The organism is Mesorhizobium sp. M5C.F.Ca.ET.164.01.1.1 (assembly GCF_004792125.1).
Taxonomy (GTDB): domain Bacteria; phylum Pseudomonadota; class Alphaproteobacteria; order Rhizobiales; family Rhizobiaceae; genus Mesorhizobium; species Mesorhizobium wenxiniae.
In genome coordinates this window covers 1,813,356-1,835,350 of record NZ_SRTG01000001.1, presented here as the reverse complement: position 1 = coordinate 1,835,350, position 21,995 = coordinate 1,813,356, and the positions used below count along the sequence as shown (strand labels likewise).

Genomic DNA, 21,995 nt, shown 5'->3' with positions numbered 1-21,995 from the left:
AACACTTTTTTCTAAATTCTACCAATCTAGTAGATTAAAGTCACCAAGCGCCGAACACTGATCAACCGCCTGCCAGCACGATCAACTCGCCCACCATCGACGGCTGATGAGTCCCACACCGAAATTCAAACACACCTGTCTTATCGGGGGTGAAGGTTACGGTGGTGAGCTGGCCGCGCTTGACAGTGAAGCTGACATCGTAGCCGTCGATCACCCCCGGATGCTCCGCGCCATTGACACCCAGGATTTCGAGCGTGACTTCGTCGCCCTGGTTCACGATGATCTGATTGGGCTCCCAGCGGTAGGCCGATACCTCCCACCGACCCTCGGCGTTGGGCGCTTCGAGCTCGTAGCCCTTACCTTCTGGTAGGCCCGCGGTCGGGAACGGCTCCTTGTCGACGGTCGTCCCGCCCTTGGCCTCGACCGCGACCATGGTGATGGTGCGTTTCGCCGCCTGCGCGAGATCGGCCGACGCCGCCGCGCTCAGCGCCACACCTAACGAAAGCAGCGTCGCGGTTGTGCTAGACTTAAACATTTGGACCTCCCTTGATGTTGTTATCCACTGTGAAACGCGCGCTGCCACCGCCACCGGCCGAAAAGGCGGGAGCGATCACAAGGCGCGCATCGACAAGCAAGGACACCAGGCTGACGATCAATCGTGCTTGCATGGGGATCACCTCAAACGGGTGTATCGCCATATCAACGATTCCAAACGCCGGATTCTTCCAGCCTTAAGACGCAGCCCGTCAAGCAGGCTGCCCCTGTGGCGAGTGAGTGCTCCACTGCCACCGTCTCGGGCACGAAGACTGCTACATGATAGCCCGCTTCGATGTCGTGGCCGAACACCGTCATCCTTGGCTGGTTGGTTGGCTCGCTCGCTGTTCTTGTCGTCACCGGAACATTCCTGCCTCGGCGCGCGTTTGCCCTGCGAACCCGAGCCTGGCTGTTCGGCTGCGGCAATAGCTCCAGAGACGGGCCTAGAAAACCATGAAAAACAGGAAAAAGGAGCGCTCCGTGAACAACCTCAAGCTAAAACGCGGACTGTGGATCGTGGTGGCCGACGGCGAGAAGGCGCTGTTCCTCGAGAACCGTGGTGATACCCAATATCCCGACCTTCAGGTCGTGCAGGAGATGGAACAGGCAAATCCGGCGACGCGAGAGCAAGGTTCGGACCGCCCCGGCCGCTACAGCGACGGCCCTTCCGTCCACCGCAGCGCAGTCGAGGACACTGACTGGCATCGTCTCGGCAAGGAGCGTTTCGCCGACGAAATTGCCGAGCGGCTGTACAAGCTCGCGCACCGCGGCGCTTTCAGGGAGATGGTGCTGATCGCACCGCCGCAGGTGCTGGGCGACATGCGCCGAAAACTGCACAAGGAAGTTGCCGAGAAGATCACAGTGGAAATTCCGAAGACACTGACCAACCACACCATCGTCGACATCGAGAACCTGCTGCAGGCGGCCTGATCGCGGCGACCACTTTCAATCAATTCCGTCAACTGCCCGGCTTGATGCATGGCGCCCAAAAGTGCGCCGAGGTTTGGATACCGGTATACGAAAGAACGAACTTAAGCGCGTCGCATGAATCGCTTCACTGTTTTTGATGGCGATGCCGGGTTACCTCACGGACAGAGAGTGGAGCGAAACACCATTCACACGTGCTGGCCGCCATTGATGTGGATTTCGGAACCCGTCACATAGGACGCCTGCTGCGAGCAAAGGAAGAAGATGATGTCGGCGACTTCCGCCGTGGTGCCCAGCCGCCGCAGCGGAATCGTCTCGACGATCTTTTCCGTGCCGGGCGACAGGATCGCCGTGTCGATCTCGCCTGGTGCGATGGCGTTGACGCGGATGCCGTGCGGGCCGAAATCATGCGCCATTTCCCGCGTCAGCGAGCCGAGCGCGGCCTTCGACGTCGCATAGGCGGTGCCGGCGAAGGGATGCACGCGGGTGCCGGCGATCGAGGTGACGTTGACGATCGAGCCTTTGGCCGACGCCAATTCCCTGAACAATCCCCGCGCCAGCATGATCGGCGCGAAGAAATTCACCTGGAACACGTCGCGCCAGACATGCATCGGCGTGTCGATCGAATTCATGCGGCTGTTGCCGTCCTTGAGCTTCGGCGAGATGCCGGCATTGTTGACCAGCGCATGAAGCTGGCCGCCATGCGCCTCCAGCCGATGGCGGATTTCCGAGATCGCGATGCCGACATCCTCCTGGTCGGCGAGATCGACCTTGATATGGTCTTCCGGACCGGCCGGCCACGGGCAGTCCTCGGCAAAGGCCTGGCGCGAGCAGGTGATGACGCGCCAGCCTTCGCGCGAAAAGCGCTTGACCGTGGCATGGCCGATGCCGCGGCTGGCGCCGGTCAGCACGATTGTCTTTCTGGTGTCGGTTTCGGCCATTCGCGATCTCTTTAGGGCGACGTGCGTCCCTTTGGGTGCACAAAGTACGCTCTAGCACTTTTAACCCGGAGATGTAGCGGAACACGGCAGCGATGACGAGGGGGTCAGCCGCCGGTGAGGATGTCGAGGATCGAGGTCTGCCGCTTCTTGACCGGGCCGCCAACATCGCCGGGCGGCACCGGGCGCTTGATCGATGCGGTGGTGCCGCCACCGCCCGGCATGCCGAAGCCTGCGGCATCGACCGTTTCGGCGGGACGCACGGCGCGAGGCGGCGACGCTTTTTGGGCGGACGGCGCGGATTGGCCAACCGAAGCGGACGGCACCGGGGCCGGTTGCGCCGCGTTGGACGGTATTTCGTCCTGCACGATCGTATCCGCGGGCGTCGACCTCCATGTTCCAGGCAGCGGCCGCACCGGCACACCTTCATGAGCGGCGACCATGAATTCATGCCAGGCCTGCGCCGGCAGCGCGCCGCCGGTGACCTTCTTCATCGGACCGCCATCGTCATTGCCGAACCAGACGCCGGTGGTGAGATTGGCGGTATAGCCGATGAACCAGGCGTCGCGCGAATTCTGGCTGGTGCCGGTCTTGCCGGCGGCCGGCCAGGCAAAGGCCGCCTTCCTGGCAGTGCCGATTTCGACAGTGCCGGTCATCATAGAATTCATCATCCCGACGATCTCGGGCTTGATGACGCGCGGGGCGCCGCCGCCATTGTTGTCGTAGAGCACCTTGCCGCCGGCCGTCGTCACGCGGCGGATGAAATGGACGTCCGGCCGGTAGCCGCCATTGGCGAAGGGGACATAGGCCGAGGTCAGTTCCAGCGGCGTCACTTCAGAGGTGCCGAGCGCGATCGAGGTGTTGGCCGTGAGGTCGGACCGGACGCCCATGCGATGCGCCGCCTCGACCACGGCGTCAGGCCCAACTTCCATGGTCAATTGGGCGGCCACCGAGTTCAGCGATTTCGCCAGCGCCGTCGCCAGCGTCACCTTGCCGAAATACTTGCCGCCGTAATTGGTTGGCGTCCATTTACCGATCTTGATCGGCGCGTCATTGCGCACGCTGTCGGGCGTGCGGCCGGCCTCCAGCGCCGCCATGTAAACAAAGGGCTTGAACGCCGAGCCCGGCTGGCGGCGCGCCTCCGAGGCGCGGTCGAACTGGCTGGTCGAATAATCATAGCCGCCGACCATGGCACGCACCGCGCCGGAATTGTCGATCGACACCAGCACACCCTGGCTGGCATTGAGCTTCTTGCCGCTCCCGTCGATCAGCCGGCGGATCGATTGTTCGGCGAGCTTCTGCAGCGTGAGGTCGACGGTGGTGTCGACGATGATGTCGCCCCGCACATCGCCGATCAGGTCGGGCAGTTCTTCCACGATTGCGTCGGCGACATAGTTTTCCGAGCCCGTCCAGTAGGATGCCACCCGCGACGCAGGCGCGCTCATCGCCGTGGTCAGTTCCTTGGCGCTGATCTTGCCTTCGTCGCGCATGGCGGCGAGAACGAGTTGCGCGCGCTGCTCGGCCGCCTTCGGGTCACGCGCCGGAGACAGACGCGACGGCGCTTTCAACAGGCCAGCGAGGAGTGCCGCCTCGGGCAGCGTGACATCCCGTGCGCTCTTGCCGAAATAGCGGCGCGAGGCCGCTTCGACACCATAGGCGCCGGAGCCGAAATAGACCCGGTTGAGGTACATTTCGAGGATCTGGTCCTTGGTGTGCTTGTGCTCGAGCCACAGCGCCAGAAGCACTTCCTGCACCTTGCGTTCCAGCGTGCGATCAGGCGTCAGGAACAGGTTTTTCGCCAATTGCTGGGTCAGTGTCGAGCCGCCCTGCGAAAAACGCCCGCCGAGAACGTTGGCCACCATGGCTCTGGACAGACCGATCGGATCGATGCCCAAATGCGAATAGAAGCGGCGATCTTCGATGGCGATGACGGCCTCGGGAATATAGGTCGACATTTCATGCAGGCCGACGGCTTCGCCGCCGCTCATGCCGCGATTGGCGAGCAGTTTTCCGTCGACCGAGACGATCCTGATATTGGGTGCGCGGTCGGGAATGGCCCAGGTGGTGGCCGCCGGCATTTTCGCACCGTAATAGACGACGATGCCGGCGGTGGCGATGCCGCCCCAGATGGCCAATACGAAGCACCAGTAGGCCAACCGGCCGAGCACGCCGAACAGGCCGCGTCGGCTTCTGCCGCGTCCGCGACGCGACGATTTTGTCCTGGCCGATTGGCGCTTTGCAGAGGTCTTGCGGTTGCTTGGCACGACGCGATCCTCCTCGCTCACAGAAAAACCGGCCGAGGATTTCGCCCGTGGCGGTCCCTCGAAGCTGGGTTCGATGCGGCTGTCTCTGCGGTTCGCCATGCGCTGTGCTGTCTGTCCCGATGCCTATCGCATCGGCCCGAAAATCGCGATTTTCGGAAACACGATGCGAAGCTTCAAAGTCTTAGAGCGTACTCTGTGCGTCCGAACGGACGCACGTCGCTCCATGGCGTTCGGGTGAAGAGTAGATGCGGCGATTTAAGGGCGGGTTAAATGGTTCAAAGTCAATTCAATGCGTTACGGGACGTCACCGCTGCGTTCCTTGCTTCTGGCGGTTTGCAACAATGGCGTCCCTCGCGAGACGGCGGAGCCTTCTCGCATTTCAGCATCAACCGCTCAGCCGCCGTCGTCGTCGCTGACCGCCCATAGCAAGGTGGCCGCAATTTATGCTGGTGATCGCGATCAGTAAGTCATTAGAGCGCGATCGGTAAAGTGCGTTCGATCGCGCTCTAAACCGTTGAATCTGCACATGACCTTGCCACCAAAGTCATTCAACCTTCGTGGATCATGCGTTAGCCAATCGCAGCACGAACGGAAAGCGCTGCCCAGGATGATTGCATCGTCTCGCCCACATGGCAGTAGCAGACAATTTCGTGGAGCTCATCGTCGGTCAATTCGAAGAAACGTTTTGCTTCGCCATAAGTATCGTCTTTCAGCCCCTCATCGCGCAGGATCTGATCCTCGAAGGCAACCGATATTGGCGAGCCTTCGCCACGCATAATCTCGCGCTCGGGTGACGAACGATATTCGGTCCCGATAAGTGCGGTAAGGAGTCGGCTGGGCTGCCGATCAAGAAGTTTTGACCAACGTTCGAGACGCTGGGTTCGGTCCATTCTAGGAGGTGTTGGGTCTCTGTGTACCTTTGCCACCGTATGCAGTTGGTCCAGTGTTTGGTGCCTCATGGCAACCTCCTAATAGTAGGTGGGTTGGCCCCAAACTCCCTGTACCAAGATCATACCGCGGATGTGTCGATACGTCACTCTCATTCCGTAGCCAGCTTGGCTTCTCTCCGGGTGCATCGAAGGATGGAGCGGCCCTGCCTTGGCGCTCAATTTTCGGCCCGATGGGGCAGGTCATCGGCACCTTTGCCGCGCCAACCCAATGCCGCTCAGTTCTGCTGGATCGAAATGCCTTTGTCGTCGATCTTGAGTTCCACGCCCTTCGGCCTGGTTTGCTCGCGATAGACATAGGCGCCGAGCGCTATGACCATGACGACGAGCGCGCCGATGATGAGATAGAGCATGTTCTGCTTCATGGCGCGCTCTTGATGCTTCGAGGATCAGGCCTGCTTCACCAGTTTGATCAGCACGAGCAGGATCACCGCGCCGATCGTGGCGTGGATGATGGAGGCAAATATTCCGCCGCCTATGGCGAACCCCAACCTTGGGAAGAGCCAGCCGGCTATTAAGGCACCAACGATGCCGACGACGATATTGCCGACCAGCCCGAGGCCGAAACCCTTGACGATCAGGCCGGCGAGCCAGCCGGCGATGGCACCGATGATGATGAAGACAAGCAGACTCTCAGTACCCATTGCAGATCCCTCCCGAGCGAATGGTCGCGGAGCAGAGAGCTCCGAATCGACCTCCGATTGCAACATGTCCAACCTATTGGAAAGGAGCCGGCGCCGCCAGCGGCGTCATTCGTCGTCGCCATCCCCGGATGCAGGCCGCCAACTGATCGGCTCGACCTTCCTTTGCGTATGACCGTCCGTATAGGCCCACCAGCCGGTGTCGTTCTCGTCCCAGTCGCCGCCGGCCGCTTTCAGCCGGTCGAGCGACCGGTACTGCGCGATCGATTCGTTCATCACACCGTCGCTGTCCTTCCAGTAGACGGTGACCTTGGAGCCATCCTTGGGTGCTGTTTCGATTGGTTTTCTGGCAGCCATTTCATCCCTCCACGGAGCGACAGAACGTCGCGGCGAACACCAGGTTCCGCCTTAGCTATGGGCGAAGATGTCTGCCTCATCCCAGCCCATCAGGTCGAGTTTCGCACGCGTCGGCAGGAAGCGGAAGCAGGCTTCGGCCTCCCTGGTCCGGTTGTCGCGCGCAAGCCGCGCTGTCAGCACATCGCGCAGCTGGTGCAGATAGAGCACGTCGGAGGCGGCGTATTCGAGTTGTTCGGGCGATAACGTCTCCGCCGCCCAGTCCGATGACTGCTGCGCTTTCGACAGGCTGACGCCGAGAAGCTCAAAGCAGATGTCCTTCAGCCCGTGCCGGTCGGTATAGGTGCGGGTAAGCCGCGAGGCGATCTTGGTGCAGAACACCGGCTCCGGCATGACGCCGAAGGCGTGGTAGAGCACGGCGAGATCGAAACGGCCGAAATGGAACAGCTTGGTTATGCTGCGGTTCTTGAGCAGGCTGACGAGGTTTGGCGCCTTCTTCTGGCCGGGCGCGATCTGGATGACGTCGGCGGAACCGTCGCCCGGCGAGATCTGCACCACGCAAAGCCGGTCGCGATGCGGATTGAGCCCCAGCGTCTCCGTGTCGATGGCGACCGCCCCGACGTCGTAGTGCAAGAGCCCCGGCAGGTCGTTCTTATGGAAGCGGATATCGCTCATCGTATTCTCCGGTCGCGGCTGGACGCACGTCGCTCTAGCCCGTCCTTGCCGCGATCCGATGAAAAATCAACAGAAAGTTGAATTCTCACCCCCTCAGCGTGTCAGCGCATCGAGAATGCGCGCCCAAGAGCGCTGGCCCTTGTGGAACGAACTCATCTCGTACTTCTCGTTCGGCGAATGGATGCGGTCATCGTCGAGCCCGAAACCGACCAGCAACGATTCGATACCGAGATAGGTCTGGAAATCGCCGACCACCGGGATCGAGCCGCCGCTTCCCGTCGTCACCGCCGGTTTCGGCCATTCGTCGGACAGCGCGTCCTTGGCCTTGGCGAGAAACGGCGAGTCGTAGGAAAGCTGGATCGCCGGCGAGCCGCCATGCGGGTGGAAATCGACCGAGCAGTCGGCAGGGATGCGCTCCCTGACGAAGGCCTGGAAAGCGGCTCGGATCTTCTGGGGATTCTGCTTGTGGACGAGGCGGAAGGACACTTTCGCCGAGGCTTCCGCCGCGATCACCGTCTTGAACCCCTTGCCGGTATAGCCGCCGATAATGCCGTTGAACTCGGCCGTCGGCCGCGCCCAGGTGAGTTCGAGCACCGAGCGCCCCTGTTCGCCGGACGGAATCGACAGGCCGACAGGCCCAAGGAATGTCTCGGCGGTTTCGCTGAGCGCCTCCCATGACTTCAGGATCTGCGAAGGCGTCTCCTCGACGCCGTCATAGAATCCCGGAATGGTGACATGGCCGTCCTCGTCGTGGATGTCGGCCAATATCCTGGCCAGGATGCGGATTGGATTGGCAGCAGCACCGCCATAGAGACCGGAATGCAGGTCGCGATCGGCGGCCTTCACCGTGATCTCCTCGCCGACCAGCCCGCGCAGCGCGACGCAGATGGACGGCGTATCGCGGTCCCACATGCCAGTGTCGCAGACAAGCGCAAAGTCGGCCTTGAGTTCGGCCGCATTTGCCTCGAGGAACGGCTTCAGCGATGGCGAGCCGGACTCCTCCTCGCCTTCGAACAGGATCGTGATGCGGCACGGCAGCCCGCCATGCACCTGCTTCCAGGCGCGGCAAGCCTCAACGAAGGTCATCAGCTGCCCCTTGTCGTCGGCCGAACCACGTCCCGTGATCACCTGGTGGCCGGACGCGATCTCCTTCACCGAAGGCGCGAACGGGTCGGTTTCCCAGAGCTCGATCGGATCGACCGGCTGCACGTCGTAATGGCCATAGAACAGGACATGCGGTGCGCCCGCCGGCCCGACATGGTGCGCCACCACCATCGGATGACCTGGCGTGTCACGCACGCTGGCGTCGAAGCCGATCAGCTTGAGCTCCGCCACCAGCCATTCCGCCGCCTTGCGGCAATCGGCGGCATAGCTCGGATCGGTCGAGATCGACTTGATCCTGAGCAGGCCAAACAGGCGTTCCAGGTTCTCGTCGAGGTTTTTGTCGAGACGATCGAGGACGGGAGAAATTCTGGACATTTTCATCAAGCCTTTCGATTCTGAGCAGCAACCCTAAAGCTGCAAGGCAGAAACGAAAAGCCGGCGGTCGTTGGACCACGGGCGTCGAAAGGCAAAAAAATGCCGCCGTGGTGGAGGGGAACCACGGCGGCCTTTACTCGAAACGATGCGGCAGCCCGGAGAGGGGGGATTAGGCTGCCGCAAGTGTCCGGGATAGGCGGGGGACGGGCCTTGCTCCGGACCTCGGCGAAAAATGCCGATGGCGCTTATCTGTGTCTCCGAACGTGGCGATTCAAGGGCACGAAGATTACACTTTCGTAACATACCCGTGATCGGATCGACTGTCAGGGATGTTGCCGGAACCGGCGGTTGAGGCCGCCTTTGGCATGGACCACAACGCTGCGCCGCGCTATCCCTTCGTCCCATGAAAAAAGGCGATCATCTCTTCCTTGTCGACGGTTCCGGCTACATCTTCCGTGCCTATCACGCACTACCGCCGCTGACCCGCAAATCCGACGGGCTGCCGACCAGTGCCGTGCTCGGCTTCTGCAACATGGTGTGGAAGCTGACGCAGGACGCCCGCAACACCGATGTCGGCATCGTGCCGACGCATTTCGCCGTCATCTTCGACTATTCGTCGAAAACCTTCCGCAGTGATCTCTACCCCGAATACAAGGCCAACCGCTCGGCCCCGCCGGAAGATTTGATCCCGCAATTCGGCCTGATCCGCCAAGCAACCAGGGCCTTCAACCTGCCCTGCATCGAGACCGAGGGCTACGAGGCCGACGACCTGATCGCCACCTACTGCCGGCTTGCCTGCGAAGCCGGCGCCGACACCACCATCATCTCTTCCGACAAGGATCTGATGCAACTGGTCGGCCCGACGGTCGCTATGTACGACCCGATGAAGGACCGCCAGATCGGCGTTCCCGAGGTGATCGAAAAATGGGGCGTGCCGCCGGAAAAGATGATCGACCTGCAGGCTCTGACCGGCGACTCGGTGGACAATGTGCCGGGCGTGCCCGGCATCGGTCCGAAGACGGCGGCGCAGTTGCTCGAACAGTTCGGCGATCTCGACGCGCTGCTCGCCCGCGCCGGCGAGATCAAGCAGGACAAGCGGCGCGAATCGATCATCGCCAATGCCGACAAGGCGCGCATTTCGCGTGAGCTGGTGACGCTGAAGAAAGACGTTCCGGTGAGCGAGGGGCTCGACCAATTCGTGTTGCAGGCGCCCGACGGTCCCAGGCTGATCGGCTTTCTCAAGACGATGGAATTCTCCTCGTTGACCCGCCGCGTGGCGGAAGCGACCGGAACGGAAGCGGCTGACGTCAAGGCCGTTCCCGTCATTATCGAGCGCGCCGACACCGCGCATGGTCCCGATGTCGGGTTTGGGGTGCCGGCAGCCGCCGAAAGAGCGGCAGACACAGTGACAGACGAAGCCGGGGAAGCAGTGCCGGCCATTATCAAGGTGGAACCCAAGGAAGGCGACACCCCTTCGCTTCTCTCGGCGCTTCGCTTCGAGGGCGCCACTGCCAGCAAGATCGACACCAGCGCCTACGGCTCCATCCGCGACACAGTGGTGCTGAGGGCATGGGTGGCCGAGGCGATGGAGACCGGCATCGTCGCATTCGACACCGAGACCACGTCAGCCGATCCGATGCAGGCCGAGCTGATCGGCCTGTCCATAGCCACCGCGCCCGGTCGCGCCGCCTATGTGCCGTTCGCCCACAAAAGCGGCAACGGCGACCTGCTCGGCGGCGGAGTGGTCGAAAACCAGATCCCGATCCGAGAGGCGCTTGGCATTCTGAAGCCGTTGCTGGAGGACAAATCGGTTCTCAAGATCGTGCAGGAGCTGAAATACGACCTCGTCGTCATGAGCCGCCACGGAATCGATGTCGCCCCCTTCGACGACACCATGCTGATTTCCTACGTGCTCGACGCAGGCACGTCCGGCGGCCACGGCATGGCGGCTCTGTCGGAAAGGTGGCTCGGCCACTCGACCATTGCCCTCAAGGATCTGGCCGGCTCTGGAAGAAGCTTTGTCGGCTTCGACCAGATCGACATCGACAAGGCCACAGCCTATGCCGCGGAGCACGCCGATGTCGCACTCAGGCTCTGGCGGGTGCTGAAGCCACGGCTTGCGGCCAAGGGCCTCGTCTCGGTCTACGAGCGGCTGGAACGGCCGCTGGTGCCGGTTCTGGCAAGGATGGAGCAGCGCGGCATCTCCGTCGACCGGCAGATCCTGTCGCGGCTCTCCGGCGAACTGGCACAGGGCGCCGCGCGGCTGGAGGATGAAATTTATCAGCTCGTCGGCGAGCGCATCAATATCGGCTCGCCAAAACAGCTCGGCGACATCCTGTTCGGCAGGATGGGCCTGCCCGGCGGCTCCAAAACCAAGACCGGCCAATGGTCGACCTCGGCGCAGCTCCTGGAAGACCTCGCCGCCGAAGGCCACGAGCTGCCGCGCAAGATCGTCGACTGGCGCCAGCTGACCAAATTGAAATCGACCTATACCGACGCACTGCCCGGTTTCGTCCATCCCGATACGAAGCGCGTCCACACCTCCTACGCCCTTGCCGCGACAACGACGGGACGGCTGTCGTCCTCCGATCCCAATCTGCAGAACATTCCGGTACGCACCATCGAGGGGCGGAAGATCAGGACGGCCTTCATCGCCGACAAGGGCAACAAGCTGGTTTCCGCCGACTACAGCCAGATCGAGCTGCGTGTGCTCGCCCATGTCGCCGAGATCCCGCAGCTCAAACAGGCCTTCGCCGACGGCGCCGACATCCACGCCATCACCGCGTCGGAGATGTTCAACGTGCCGGTCGAGGGCATGCCCTCGGAGATACGCCGCCGCGCCAAGGCGATCAATTTCGGCATCATCTACGGCATTTCCGCCTTTGGTCTCGCCAACCAGCTCTCGATCCCGCGCGAAGAGGCCGGCGCCTATATCAAGAAATATTTCGAACGCTTCCCGGGCATCCGCGACTATATCGACGCGACCAAAGCCTATGCCCGCGAATACGGCTTCGTCGAGACGATCTTCGGCCGCCGCATCCACTATCCGGAGATACGGTCGTCAAACCCGTCAGTCCGTGCCTTCAACGAGCGCGCCTCGATCAACGCGCGGCTGCAGGGCACCGCGGCCGACATCATCCGCCGCGCCATGATACGCATGGACGATGCGTTGGAAAAGGCGAAGCTTTCCGCCCGTATGCTGCTGCAAGTGCATGACGAGCTGGTCTTCGAGACGGCCGAAGCGGAGGTCGAGGCGACGATCCCCGTCGTGCGCCATGTGATGGAGAACGCTGCGATGCCGGCGGTGTCGATGTCGGTGCCGCTGCATGTCGACGCCCGCGCCGCCAACAATTGGGAAGAGGCGCATTGAGGTGAGTGAAATATTGCCGCTCTCAACGGCCACATTCCTCTCTTTCGCGCTTGCAGCCCTTCTGATTGAACTGACACCAGGTCCGAACATGACTTATCTGGCGCTGGTTTCGGCCAATGACGGCCGCCGTGCCGGCTTTGCCACCGTGGCGGGCATTGCATTGGGCCTCGCCGTCATCGGTGGCATCGCATCCTTTGGTGTCGCCGAACTGATCCAGGCGTCTTCCCTGCTCTACGAGGGACTTCGGTGGGCTGGCACGCTGTTCCTCCTCTACCTTGCCTGGGAGGGCTGGACCGCTGGAACCGACGTGGTTTCGAGCAGTGGCAACCCAGGCGGCAAATACTTCATGCGCGGGCTTGTCACCAATCTCCTCAACCCGAAGGCGGCAATCTTCTACGTCACCGTGCTGCCGACCTTTGTCGAGGCCGGGCGCCCTATACTTGCCCAGACCACCCTGCTCACGGTCGTCTATGTGGTAATCGCAACAGCCATACATGGAATGATCGTCGTGCTGGCGGGAACACTGGAACCATTCCTCAACGATCCCCGGCGGGAACGGATCAGCCGGCGCCTGCTTTCCGCCTTGCTGGCGCTCGTCGCGCTCTGGTTCGCCTGGTCGACGGCGCGCTAGATGTTTGATCCCAGGCTTTGATGGTGCACCTTTGAGTTCCGAATCAAAGGAAGCGCTATGGGCCAGGTTCTGCATGGGAGCGCCACGACGACAGAGGCGATCCGTCGAGCGATACAACATAGTCAAGCGAGCCTGAGGACGCTGGCTAAGCGCTACGGGATCAATCAGAAGACCGTGGCGAAGTGGAAGGGGCGGACTTCGGCGGCCGATCTTCCGACCGGCCCGAGAGAGCCGCGATCGACGGTGCTCTCGGTCGAGGAAGAGGCGGTTGTCGTCGCCTTTCCCGAGCGGATCTTTTGTGTTCGTGAGAGTCAAAACGTCTCCCTCCGCTGTCACACTTTCAAATTTGGCTATGCTGTTCTAGTAGAGTTAGCTAGTGGTAAAAGCCTGACGTTTGGTACCCAAGGGAAATGCCGCTTTCGACCCAAGACAGACCATCATGGTCCGCTCTCAAAAGTCCAAAACGGGATCCGAAGGCAGACCTTCGGTTGCCGTCGGGCGTCCAGTGATCTTTACCTTCGCCCCAAACGTCTCGCTGCGACTTCGACTCGCGCACGACGTGGGACCCCTATGGCTTCGGTGCGCCGAATGTATTAGAGTGACCTTATACACGTCCATCCGCGGGCGAGGGCGCCCGGAGGGTTAGACGATGACGGTCTCCAGGCGATTGTTGCTGCCGAGGGCCTTCCCGATGCGGGTCAGGCGTTTCGGAACCGGCTGGCTTCGTATTGTCTGTCGGGCTCTCGTCGTTACTTTCATTTCCTGGTTTGCCGCCGGGCCGGCGATCGCGGGGCCCCTTCATGAGGCTGCGCGGGAGGGCGACGCCGGCAAGGTCGCCGACCTCCTGGCGCAAGGCGTCGACGTGAACGGCCGCGACGAGAACCGCGAGACGCCGCTCATCGCCGCGGCACTTACCGGCAATTTGGAAGTTGCCACGGTGCTGATCGACGCCAAGGCCGACATCGACGCCCGCAACGACCGCGGGTTCTCCGCGCTTCATGCAGCGGCCTATTCAGGAAACCTGGAGATAGCAGAATTGCTGCTCGGCCACGGGGCCGAAGTCAATGCGTTGAGCACGCACAAGATCACCCCGCTGCACGTCGCGGCCGAAGAAAACCAGGCGGCCATCGCGGAGCTGTTGATCGCGCGTGGGGCACAGGTCGAGGCAATCCAGGAGTACGGGTTTACACCTCTGAGCCGCGCGACGTTCTTCCAGAGCACGCAGGTGATGGTTCTACTCAAGCAGCACGGGGCGAAATGCCAACCCACGATCGGGGCGGCGTACAAGGATTGCATGGCCGCGGGAAACTGACCTCCCGAGATTACTGGAGAGAAACATGACACAACACCGTTCCAGAGCGTTTGACAGTTTTCTTCGCGCGGGAGTAGCGGCCGCGTCCCTCCTGCTTGGCACTGGCGCATCGTACGCTGTCGATGGAGTGAACACCGGGTACTTCGGCAACGTCGCCATACTGGGCTACGATCCGGTGGCGTATTTCACTGACGGTCGTGCGACCATGGGTTCGCCCAAGATCTCGAAGAAGTGGCTCGGCGCGACGTGGTATTTCGCCAGCGTCGAACATCGCGATGCCTTCGCTTCCGAACCGGTCCGCTACGCTCCTCAGTATGGCGGTTTCTGCACGTTGGGGGCAGCATTCGACCAAGCCGCGGCGAACATTGACCCGGAAGCCTGGCGTATCGTCGACGGCAAGCTCTTCCTCTTCTCCGGGAAGGAGGGCCTGGAGGAAGACTTCGATGCCGACCCGGCCGCTATCCTTGCAAAAGCCGACGCCGAATGGCCGGCAGTCGAAACGAAAGAATTCGAAGCGAGAGCGGCCGCCAACTAAGGTGACATAACTCAGCTCCGGCGCAGGCGCGACGTTGCGGTCCTGCGTGTTGAATCGCGCGTGTCACGGGGACACCGAGAAGTACCAAACCGTGACCGAGTCCGGCCAAATATACTCGTCCTGCGTTTCGCTGCTCCCCGCGGGATTGCGGTAGACAGGGCCGCAGAACTTGCGGCCGAGCAACGTCGCTGCGGACTGCGTGCAGAAGAGGTTGCCTTCGAGCGTGAACGTACCGGTGATGATGCTGTTCTGGGAGCTTAGGGCGAAATCTCCGTTCGCACTCAGCTCCATCACGAACGGTGCGCCATTGTGTTGACGTCCCGCCCAGGTTCGATCGCCCGTCAAGGCTCGCACGGCCTCGGCGTCCAGGCGGTCCTCCTCCTGTGCACGAAAATCGAAGGCGCGCTCCGGAAACCCGGCCAGGCGAAGAGCATCCAGCCGATGATCGAGATCCTGCTGCCGCCGGTGGTGGGCATATACTACGCGAAAGCCGGCGAGATTCTGCACGGGAATCTTCTTTAGGATTGCTGCAACCGCGTCGCGCGCCTCCGCCATTCTGCCCAGGCGCGCATTTGCCATGGCGAGCGCCTCGAGGCCGAGGTCGCTGCGCTCTTCCGGCTGAACCTTGCCTAGTGCCTGCAGCGCCTTCTCGTACTGATTGTTCATGTAGAGCATGAAGCCGTAATAGTCGTAGACCTGCGCCCGTGGCTTGGGATCGAGCTGCAGCACCCGTTCCATAGCCGCCAGTGCCTCCGGGTTCTGCCCGGCATACGTCAGCACGATCGCCAGGTTGAGCTCTGCCTCCGCGCCGTTCGGATCGAGCGAGACGGCTTTGCGGACGGACGCGAGGGCCTCGTCGATCTCGCCGTCCAGCATCTGCAGGATGCCGAGCACGGCATAGGCTCGCGAGGACTGCGGATTGAGCTCCAGCGCCCGCCCCGCCGCTTCGTAGGCGCGCTGACGTGCGACTGCGCTGAGCATGAGGCGCTGGAAATCGAAGCCGAGCACGTCCACAGTGGCCCGGGCATATCCAGAATAGGCGTCCGCGAACGCCGGATCGAGCTTGATGGCCTTTTGATACAAGGACAGAGCTTCCCCGAGAGACCTGAAGTCGACCGTATACGCATTCTGCTCGGCGCGGATGTAGAAGTCGTATGCTTCGAGATTTCGGGTCGGCAAGCGGGCAATCTGGGCCTTCTCGCCTTCCGTTAGCCGAACCGACAGCGCCTCGACGATGCGCCCGATCACCTCGTCCTGCAGGACGAATATCTTGGAGTAGTCGCCGTCGTAGCGCTCGGCCCAGATGTTGCTACCGGTCGTCGCATCGATGAGTTGCACGTTGATGCGCACTGCCTCCCCGAGGCGTCGGACGCTGCCCTCGAGGACGTAGCGCACGTTCAATTGCTCCACGATCTGCCGGAGGTCGACCGGCTTGTCCTTGAACGAGAACGCGGAATTGCGGGCAATGACCAGCAGCCCGGAAATCTTCGACAGGTCGGTGATGAGATCGTCGGTCAGGCCTTCGGCGAAATAATCCTCCGCCGCCTTCTCGCCGAGATCGGCGAACGGCAGCACGGCGATCGAAGGCTTGCCTGCTGCCAAGCCGGCGGGGTTGGAAGCGGGGCCTCGAAGTAGAGCAATCGCCTGCGGCCATTGAGTGAGCCCAACGCCCACTGCCAGCAGCACCAGAAGCGCCGTGGCGATCCAGGCCAATCGGCGCCCGAAAGGCTTCCTCGACCTGGCGCTCTTTTCCAGCAGAACGCGATAGGCGCGGACCCGCTCTGGAATGTTCTTGAGGCGCTGTTCGCCGAGCGACTTGAAGGTCAAGCCGAGCTTATTGTGGGCCTGATCGTAGGCCGTTCCCGAGATGACGATGCCGCCAGGATCGCTCAGCCCCTCCAGCCGGGCCGCGATGTTGACACCGTCGCCGTAGACGTCCTCCTTGTCGATGATCACGTCACCAAGGTTGATCCCGATACGGAACACGATCCGATTATTTTCGGGAAGACTGAGGTTCTGCTGCGTGGTGACCCGCTGAATTTCGACGGCGCAAGCCACCGCATCGACGACGCTGGCGAATTCGACCAAAGCCCCATCGCCCATCAGCTTGACGATGCGGCCATGGTACCCCTCGATCGACGGTTCGATGAATTCGCGGCGAAGCGCCTTGAGCCGGGTGAGCGTGCCCGTCTCGTCCAGCCCCATCAGCCGGCTGTATCCCACCACGTCGGCGGCGAGGATAGCGACTAGCTTCCGTTCGAGATGCTGAACCTGTTCCATTGCGTATGACTATAGGGAAAGCCCTATGGCAAGACCATATATGCGCGGCAAAGGAGCCGGAAAATGCTACACGTCGAGCACTAAGCTAAGTCTTTGAAAACGCTGAATGCGAGAACCTTTGTGCTAAATCGTTTAGCACACATGTTTTGGTGCAGCATTGCAGGGATCGCGAACGCCGATCCGGCACCGCCGATTTCGAAGCAGGCGGCCCGCGCGGACCGAAGGGGAGACGCGACGCCATGTAGCTTCGCAGAGACGCGACCCCAGGTATACGTGGTTGTTTGGATTGCGACGCTGACCTCACCAATTGCTCGCACTATCGCGGGACGCGCCCGCAACGCGCCGCATGCAGCAATGCGAAGAGGATTGCGCGATCGGCAGCGTCGCCGGGCTTCGACTGCCTTCTGCGGCATTGCTTTGTCACCGAGCGGGCCGCCCCAATCGGCATGCAGCGAGACCGGTTGCGGTGCCAAGCCGTGCTCCGTCAGATTCTGCCGCGGCCGACCCGGCACTAGCTCGGGGCTGCGAGTCGGAGCCACGCTTAAGGGTTCTGGACGTCGTCGCGCGCTCCGAAGGTAGAACGTGTCAGGGACCGGACCTTGCTGACGGCGTCCGCAAAGGTTACGAAATGGCGCTGTCGAGGCGACCGGACCCGCGTCAGCCAAATTTGGGTCCGAATGGGCTGTACGGCTGGATCGGGTGGAAAGCTGACGCACCCCCTTCAAAAGACCAGTGGTCAAGCGGCTATGCCGAGCCAAGTTATCAGGAGACGGCATATTGACGTCTCCCATTGGAGAGATCGACCACGCGTTCAATGGTCTTTATCCAACTCAACACTGCAGTTGTCAGATATGAAGAATTGCTCAATTAACGAGTGAATGCATTTCTTTGAAATGAACCAAGCTGTAAAAAGGAAAAGCAGAATTGCGACAAAGACAACTATGGGAAGGCTGACGACGCCGAGAACAGCAAAAGGGTCACTTTCCACAGCCTCGATGAAACTATCTGACGGCCGAATAGCCTCAGCGATAGCTGATCGGACTTCAGGGTTGTAATGGAGGAAGGCGAAAATGGCAGCGAGGAGACACAAAACTAGAATAGCCGCCAAAACCGATTCCGCGATTTCAAGAAATGTGCGTTCCCGGAATTTATGGGAGGATTGGATCATTTAAATGCCGGTTCCAAGAAGAATTTAGCGATGAAGAATTTAGCGATCTGGTTTGTTCATTTATCCCGTTGGGCTTCTAGCAATTCGATGGAGGTGCCTTAGGTTGTCGGCTATTATGAGCGGCGTTGAGTGTTATGCAAGCGATCTAGGTGCTGCCGCTCATCTGATATTGAACACCATCGGTCGACCGCCCGAGACCACCGCCATTCGGGAAAATCGATGTTTCCCATCCGGCCGTGGGGCCGCTTTGGGTCGATTCTTCACGTTGTCGAAGGGCCCGTCCTGACCGTCCCCGTAAGTGCCACAGCGTGGTGAAACTCAGTCGAATGTGACGGCTCAGGACGGTCTTCTTGCCACGACCTTCAACTCGACAATGACGCCTTCGGAGGCAAATCCTGCAACCTCGATCGCCGTCCAAGCAGGATACGGCTCACGAACATGCTCTGCGCGTATCTTCTTGAACAGTTCCAAATGATTCCTCAGGCCGACATGGTAGGAGGTCATCTCAACGAGATCGTCGAAGCTCATACCACCTTCTTGCAGAACCATGTCTACTTGCGCGAAGGCTGCCCGAATCTGTGTCGCGGGGTCGTATGATAGCTCACCCTCCAGCGGGACCCCGTTGAATCCGGTCAGGAAGACCAAGCCATTGCGTTCCACCGCCGGCGACATGCGCCAGTCCTCGCATAAGGATCTCATCTTCGGCGGAACTATCGCCCTCTTAGTCATCCACCCCGCGTAGCATCAAAGCCCTTGCTGCGCAAAGGCAGCAACGGGTCGACACCAGCCGTCGCGCGAACGACCGCAATGGAGAAACGCCACGAACGGCAGCTAATGGCGCAACGTGCTCGTTCTGGCAGATGAACCGAGCGGCAACTTTCCACCCAAAGCGGGAATCTGGCGTGGGCACCAAGTGTTAGATTTTCACCACTAGCGCCTAAGCCGCCTCGGCCCGGCATTTCGCGCAGGTGCCGCGGAACTCGATCACCGCCTTCTTGGCGGCAAAGCCGGTCGAGCGCACCCATTCGTCGAGCCGGTGTCCGACATCATGGTCGGAGAACTCGGTCACCTGTCCGCATGTGTCGCAGATGGCGAAGGCGGTCATCGAATGGCTGTGGTCGTGCGGCTCGGCGCAGGCGACAAAGGAATTGAGGCTTTCGAGCCTGTGCACGAAACCGGACTTAACCAGCGTGTCGAGCGCGCGATAGACCTGCAGCGGTGCGCGAAAACCGCGCTCGCGAAGCTGGTCAAGCAATGTATAGGCGCTGAGCGGCCCGCTGGCGGCCTCGAGTTTCTCGAGCACGCACAACTGGTTTTTCGTCAGCACATCCCTTGCCGCCATGATCCTGGTTCCAACCCTTTTGCGCCGCTCACACATCATTTCCGCATGCAAGCGGTTCCAATCCTATCCAAATAGCGACGAGCGGGCTTTTTTGCTACTGTTTCTGTGCCGGCTTGGCCCCGAAGCGGCCAAACCGAGCACGCCCAAATTTCGAAGCAGACATTGGCGGCCGAGTAAAAAAAAACGGCGGAAGCAGTTCCCGCCGCACCTGTTCGGCTAACTTGGTGAATCACTTGCGTGGTGGACCCTTGCGCTCTGCGGAGGCGGCCCACAGATTGATGTCGGCTTCGCGCGCATACGTGTCGATTTCCGCGAGCTCGGCATCGCTGAAGTCGAGCGCCTTCAGCGCGCCGACGCAATCCTCGACCTGTTCCGGCCGGCTGGCGCCGATCAGCGCCGAGGTCACCCTGCCCTTGCGCAGCACCCAGGCCAGCGCCATCTGCGCCAGCGTCTGGCCGCGCCGGTCCGCAATCGCGTTCAGCGCCTTGATGTTGGCGATGGTTTTGTCGTTGATGAAGGCCGGCCTCAGCGACTTGCCCTGGCTGGCGCGGCTGCCCTCAGGGATGCCGCCGAGATATTTGTCGGTCAGCATGCCTTGCGCCAGCGGCGTGAATACGATCGAGCCGACGCCGAGCCCCTCCAGCGTGTCGAGCAAACCATCGTCCTCGACCCAGCGATTGAGCATCGAATAGCTCGGCTGATGGATGACGCAAGGCGTGCCGAGCTGCTTCAAAATGTCGGCGGCCTCGCGCGTGCGCTGCGAATTGTAGGAAGAGATGCCGGCGTAAAGCGCCTTGCCCGAGCGCACCGCATGATCGAGCGCACCCATCGTTTCTTCCAGCGGAGTATCGGGATCGAAACGGTGCGAATAGAAGATGTCGACATAGTCGAGCCCCATCCGCTTCAGGCTCTGGTCGAGGCTGGCCAGCACATATTTGCGCCCGCCCCACTCGCCATAGGGCCCGGCCCACATCTCGTAGCCGGCTTTGGTCGAGATGATCAGCTCGTCGCGATAGGAGGAGAAATCCGTCCGCAGGATTTCGCCGAAAGCCGTTTCCGCCGAACCGGGCGGCGGGCCGTAATTGTTGGCGAGGTCGAAATGCGTGATGCCGAGATCGAGGGCCTTGCGCGCGATCGCCTGTTTGGTCCGATGCGGCGTGTCGTCACCGAAATTGTGCCAGAGCCCGAGCGAGATCGCCGGCAATTTCAGGCCGGATCGCCCGCAGCGATTGTAGATCATTTTCTCGTAGCGGTTTTCGGCGGGAACATAGGGCATGGGAAATCCTTTAGATCAAAGCGAGCCCGGCAGTTGCCACCGCAAAAAAGGGTGAGTCGGCTCTGCCCCTCAGCCTTAGCGTCTCGCCGTTTCTATGGGGAGAGGGGTCGACGGTAAACAGCACGTGTCGCAATCACTGAAGCGCATGCCCTATTTCTTCTTCGCCAGGATCCCTTTCTTCTTCGCCAAGAGCGCTTCCGCATCCTTGACGCCCAGTGCCGCAGGGCGTTCGCAGGTGGTCTGCATGGCAACGAACTTTCCGCTCGCGCCCGACCGCAACATGCCGGTCATCACATCCACGGCATGCAGCGCAAGTTCCATCGAGCACCGATGCGGCCGGCCTTCCGTGATCGCCAGCGCCATGTCGGCGAGACCGGCGGTGCGATAGTTGGCCATCATGCCGTGCGAATGCATCTGGTTGGCCACGCCGAACGGATGCTTCCATTTCGGCAGCTTCTTGACCGGCTTGGCGGCGTCGGTAAAACGAACGTCGCCGCCGAAGAAGTTCGGATCCGGCAAGAACACCGTGCCCAAATCGCCGTAGAGTTCCATCGGCGCGTGGCCATGGCTCCACACGTCCCAGCTGGTATTGAGCGTCACCACGGCGCCATTCTCGAACTCCATTACGCCGTGAATCGTCGTCGGCGTGGCGACCAGGATTTTTTCGCCCGCGCGAGGCTTGGACGAGATCGTGCGTTCTGTCTTCGGGATCGAAGCGAAGGCCGCTACCTGCTTCACCGGCCCGATCAGCTGGATCAGATTGGTGATGTAATAGGGTCCGATATCGAGCACCGGGCCAGCGCCAGGCTGAAAGAAGAAGTCCGGATTGGGGTGCCAATGTTCCATTCCATGGCTCATCACGTGACATGTACCGCTGGTGATCTTGCCGAGCTTGCCGGTGTCGATCAGGTTGCGGACAAGCTGGTGCGCGCCACCGAGGAAAGTGTCCGGCGCCGAGCCGATGCGCAGTCCGTCTCTCTCCGCCAGCTTCTTCAGATCGAGCCCTTCCTTGACCGACAGCACGAACGGCTTTTCCGAATAGACGTGCTTGCCGGCATCGAGGATCTGTTTCGATACCTCGTAGTGCACCGCCGGAATGGTGAGATTGACGATGATGTCGACGTCGCCGGCCTTGAGCAGCCCCTCGACTGTCTCGGCGCGCAGCTTGAACTCCTTCGCCCGCGCCTTGGCCGCATCCATGTTGATATCCGCGCAGGCGCGCATCTCGATGCCGCGAAACAGCGGCGCCAGGGAAAAATATGCTTTCGAAATGTTGCCGCAGCCGACAACGCCGATCCCAAGTTTTCTTGCCATGCTGATTT

General features: G+C 61.2%; 21 protein-coding genes and 1 pseudogene. 6 read left to right on the top strand and 16 right to left on the bottom strand.

What is annotated here, in order from left to right; all coding sequences use genetic code 11:
- Nucleotides 1-61: 61 nt before the first annotated feature.
- Together EN807_RS09030 and EN807_RS35455 are read right to left on the bottom strand one after the other, a co-directional pair.
- Nucleotides 62-535, bottom strand: coding sequence for a cupredoxin domain-containing protein (locus EN807_RS09030; protein ID WP_135934669.1), 474 nt, complete (start codon nucleotides 533-535; stop codon nucleotides 62-64).
- Nucleotides 528-698: a hypothetical protein gene (locus tag EN807_RS35455; RefSeq protein ID WP_156768434.1), complete on the bottom strand. Its 171-nt coding sequence runs from the start codon at nucleotides 696-698 to the stop codon at nucleotides 528-530. The genes EN807_RS09030 and EN807_RS35455 overlap by 8 nt, the downstream gene beginning before the upstream one ends.
- A 316-nt stretch (nucleotides 699-1,014) precedes the next feature.
- On the opposite strand from EN807_RS35455, the gene EN807_RS09025 reads away from it, so the two are divergent.
- Nucleotides 1,015-1,464 (top strand): host attachment family protein, encoded by a 450-nt coding sequence (locus EN807_RS09025; protein ID WP_135934668.1) that lies wholly within the window; start codon nucleotides 1,015-1,017, stop codon nucleotides 1,462-1,464.
- A 185-nt stretch (nucleotides 1,465-1,649) separates the two neighbouring features.
- On the opposite strand, the gene EN807_RS09020 is transcribed toward EN807_RS09025, so the two are convergent.
- The 8 genes from EN807_RS09020 to EN807_RS08985 form a co-directional block, all read right to left on the bottom strand.
- On the bottom strand, nucleotides 1,650-2,402 hold the full coding sequence (locus EN807_RS09020; protein WP_027153080.1) for an SDR family oxidoreductase: 753 nt from the start codon (nucleotides 2,400-2,402) through the stop codon (nucleotides 1,650-1,652).
- A gap of 104 nt (nucleotides 2,403-2,506) precedes the next feature.
- The gene (locus tag EN807_RS09015; RefSeq protein ID WP_135934667.1) at nucleotides 2,507-4,762 is read right to left on the bottom strand and encodes a transglycosylase domain-containing protein; all 2,256 of its coding nucleotides are present in this window, start codon (nucleotides 4,760-4,762) and stop codon (nucleotides 2,507-2,509) included.
- A 470-nt stretch (nucleotides 4,763-5,232) separates the two neighbouring features.
- The gene (locus EN807_RS09010; protein WP_127318004.1) at nucleotides 5,233-5,622 is read right to left on the bottom strand and encodes a hypothetical protein; all 390 of its coding nucleotides are present in this window, start codon (nucleotides 5,620-5,622) and stop codon (nucleotides 5,233-5,235) included.
- Between the two features lie 206 nt (nucleotides 5,623-5,828).
- Nucleotides 5,829-5,975, bottom strand: a complete 147-nt coding sequence (locus EN807_RS09005) for a hypothetical protein (RefSeq protein ID WP_135934666.1) — start codon at nucleotides 5,973-5,975, stop codon at nucleotides 5,829-5,831.
- Nucleotides 5,976-5,999: 24 nt separating this feature from the next.
- On the bottom strand, nucleotides 6,000-6,254 hold the full coding sequence (locus EN807_RS09000; protein ID WP_095488341.1) for a GlsB/YeaQ/YmgE family stress response membrane protein: 255 nt from the start codon (nucleotides 6,252-6,254) through the stop codon (nucleotides 6,000-6,002).
- A gap of 105 nt (nucleotides 6,255-6,359) precedes the next feature.
- Complete coding sequence (locus EN807_RS08995; RefSeq protein WP_135934665.1) at nucleotides 6,360-6,608, bottom strand: hypothetical protein; 249 nt, start codon at nucleotides 6,606-6,608, stop codon at nucleotides 6,360-6,362.
- Nucleotides 6,609-6,659: 51 nt separating this feature from the next.
- Nucleotides 6,660-7,280 (bottom strand): ribonuclease D, encoded by a 621-nt coding sequence (locus EN807_RS08990; protein ID WP_127318010.1) that lies wholly within the window; start codon nucleotides 7,278-7,280, stop codon nucleotides 6,660-6,662.
- A 93-nt stretch (nucleotides 7,281-7,373) separates the two neighbouring features.
- Nucleotides 7,374-8,759: a M20/M25/M40 family metallo-hydrolase gene (locus EN807_RS08985; RefSeq protein ID WP_135935820.1), complete on the bottom strand. Its 1,386-nt coding sequence runs from the start codon at nucleotides 8,757-8,759 to the stop codon at nucleotides 7,374-7,376.
- A 403-nt stretch (nucleotides 8,760-9,162) separates the two neighbouring features.
- Here EN807_RS08985 and polA point away from each other — a divergent pair, with 403 nt between their 5' ends.
- The 5 genes and pseudogenes from polA to EN807_RS08960 all read left to right on the top strand — a co-directional run bounded on the left by polA (nucleotide 9,163) and on the right by EN807_RS08960 (nucleotide 14,607).
- Nucleotides 9,163-12,129: a DNA polymerase I gene (gene polA / locus EN807_RS08980; protein ID WP_135934664.1), complete on the top strand. Its 2,967-nt coding sequence runs from the start codon at nucleotides 9,163-9,165 to the stop codon at nucleotides 12,127-12,129.
- A gap of 1 nt (nucleotide 12,130) precedes the next feature.
- Nucleotides 12,131-12,760, top strand: coding sequence for a LysE family translocator (locus EN807_RS08975; protein WP_210239970.1), 630 nt, complete (start codon nucleotides 12,131-12,133; stop codon nucleotides 12,758-12,760).
- A gap of 57 nt (nucleotides 12,761-12,817) precedes the next feature.
- A pseudogene (locus EN807_RS08970) lies at nucleotides 12,818-13,042 on the top strand (IS481 family transposase); the annotation flags it as partial.
- 367 nt (nucleotides 13,043-13,409) lie between these two features.
- Nucleotides 13,410-14,072, top strand: coding sequence for an ankyrin repeat domain-containing protein (locus tag EN807_RS08965; RefSeq protein ID WP_246684040.1), 663 nt, complete (start codon nucleotides 13,410-13,412; stop codon nucleotides 14,070-14,072).
- Between the two features lie 25 nt (nucleotides 14,073-14,097).
- A complete protein-coding gene (locus EN807_RS08960) occupies nucleotides 14,098-14,607 on the top strand; it encodes a YHS domain-containing (seleno)protein (RefSeq protein ID WP_135934662.1) in 510 nt (169 codons plus the stop codon).
- A gap of 63 nt (nucleotides 14,608-14,670) precedes the next feature.
- Here the strand turns inward: EN807_RS08960 and EN807_RS08955 are convergent, their stop codons facing one another.
- The 6 genes from EN807_RS08955 to EN807_RS08930 all read right to left on the bottom strand — a co-directional run bounded on the left by EN807_RS08955 (nucleotide 14,671) and on the right by EN807_RS08930 (nucleotide 21,987).
- A complete protein-coding gene (locus tag EN807_RS08955) occupies nucleotides 14,671-16,887 on the bottom strand; it encodes a tetratricopeptide repeat protein (RefSeq protein WP_135934661.1) in 2,217 nt (738 codons plus the stop codon).
- 811 nt (nucleotides 16,888-17,698) lie between these two features.
- Nucleotides 17,699-18,055, bottom strand: a complete 357-nt coding sequence (locus tag EN807_RS08950) for a hypothetical protein (RefSeq protein WP_135934660.1) — start codon at nucleotides 18,053-18,055, stop codon at nucleotides 17,699-17,701.
- A gap of 336 nt (nucleotides 18,056-18,391) precedes the next feature.
- A complete protein-coding gene (locus EN807_RS08945; protein ID WP_246684038.1) occupies nucleotides 18,392-18,727 on the bottom strand; it encodes a Rid family hydrolase in 336 nt (111 codons plus the stop codon).
- A 265-nt stretch (nucleotides 18,728-18,992) separates the two neighbouring features.
- A complete protein-coding gene (locus EN807_RS08940; RefSeq protein WP_126034730.1) occupies nucleotides 18,993-19,397 on the bottom strand; it encodes a Fur family transcriptional regulator in 405 nt (134 codons plus the stop codon).
- 229 nt (nucleotides 19,398-19,626) lie between these two features.
- Nucleotides 19,627-20,673: an L-glyceraldehyde 3-phosphate reductase gene (mgrA, locus tag EN807_RS08935; RefSeq protein ID WP_135934658.1), complete on the bottom strand. Its 1,047-nt coding sequence runs from the start codon at nucleotides 20,671-20,673 to the stop codon at nucleotides 19,627-19,629.
- 150 nt (nucleotides 20,674-20,823) lie between these two features.
- Nucleotides 20,824-21,987: a Gfo/Idh/MocA family oxidoreductase gene (locus EN807_RS08930; protein WP_135934657.1), complete on the bottom strand. Its 1,164-nt coding sequence runs from the start codon at nucleotides 21,985-21,987 to the stop codon at nucleotides 20,824-20,826.
- Between the last annotated feature and the right edge of the window lie 8 nt (nucleotides 21,988-21,995).